Below are 1,018 nucleotides of genomic sequence, written 5' to 3' on the forward strand. Positions count from 1 at the left end.
GTGCGGTGGTGCGGGGTGTGCGGGGTCAGCCGTGGAAGGGGAGGCCGGCGCCGTCGACCAGCGCGCCGTCGTCGGTCTCGGCGGCCAGCAGCGAGGCGCTGCCGTCGCTGACCGGCACGATGCCGAGCTCCAGCAGCTCGGCCATGGCGCCGGTCGCGGCCAGCTCGCGGACCTGGAGCTGGTAGCGGGCGGTGGTGCGGTAGGTGCCGCCGCCGTCGTCCCCGGTGCGCTGGAGGAAGCCGGAGTCGGCGAGGAAGCCGACGGCCTTGCCGACGATGCCGGTGGTGGAGCCGGCGAGCCGCCGCGCGTCCTTGGTGGCGCCGGTGGCGCTGCGGCGGGCGTACACCCGCCAGGCGGCCTCCAGGCCCGGCGCGTCGCTGACCGGGTCGGTGTTCTCGCCCTCGCCGGCGGCCCGCTCCTCCAGGCGGCGGCAGGCCTGGCGGACGAACGCCTCGACGCCGTTGACCGTGATCCGGCCGAGATAGCCGTCGTCGGCGAGGTCGGCGGGGCGGGGGAACGCGAGGGCGGCGACGGCCAGATGGGCCAGGCCGTGCAGGAAGCGGTCGGCCGGGTCGGCGGTGGCGCGACGCGCGTACTCGCCCATCCGGACGGCGAAGACGGAGTCCTCGCCGGCGGCGACGGCCATGCCGGCGCGGGTGGAGACCTCCAGCACCACCAGGCCGAGCCCGGTGGCCACGGCGTCGGCGAGCCGGGCGAAGGGGGGCTCCTCCTGGTAGCGCCGGAGCAGCCCGCCGTACTCGGCGTCGCGCGCCGGGGAGAGCTTGGGTTGCAGGCCGAACGAGACCAGCCGGGCCGCGTCGGCCGCGTCGGCCGGCGTCGGGCCGCTTCGCGGCGGGGCGGGGGGCTGTTCGCCGGTGGGGTCGTTCATCGTGCGTCCTTCGCTGCGCGGCTTGGCGGTCGGGGCCGGCTCACCGGCCGGGCCCCGGCGGCGGCGCGCCGCCTCATCGGAGTGGCTCCGTGGGGGCGGCGTCGGGTGAGGTGGTCGGAGTGGGGACGG

1 protein-coding gene is annotated in these 1,018 nt (G+C 78.0%); it reads right to left on the reverse strand.

The annotated features are described in order from the left end of the window. Nucleotides 1-25 precede the first annotated feature (25 nt). The gene (locus tag E1283_RS36530) at nt 26-889 is read right to left on the reverse strand and encodes a hypothetical protein (RefSeq protein ID WP_243745357.1); all 864 of its coding nucleotides are present in this window, start codon (nt 887-889) and stop codon (nt 26-28) included. Nucleotides 890-1,018 lie beyond the last annotated feature (129 nt).

The organism is Streptomyces hainanensis, assembly GCF_004348415.1.
Lineage (GTDB): Bacteria > Actinomycetota > Actinomycetes > Streptomycetales > Streptomycetaceae > Streptomyces > Streptomyces hainanensis.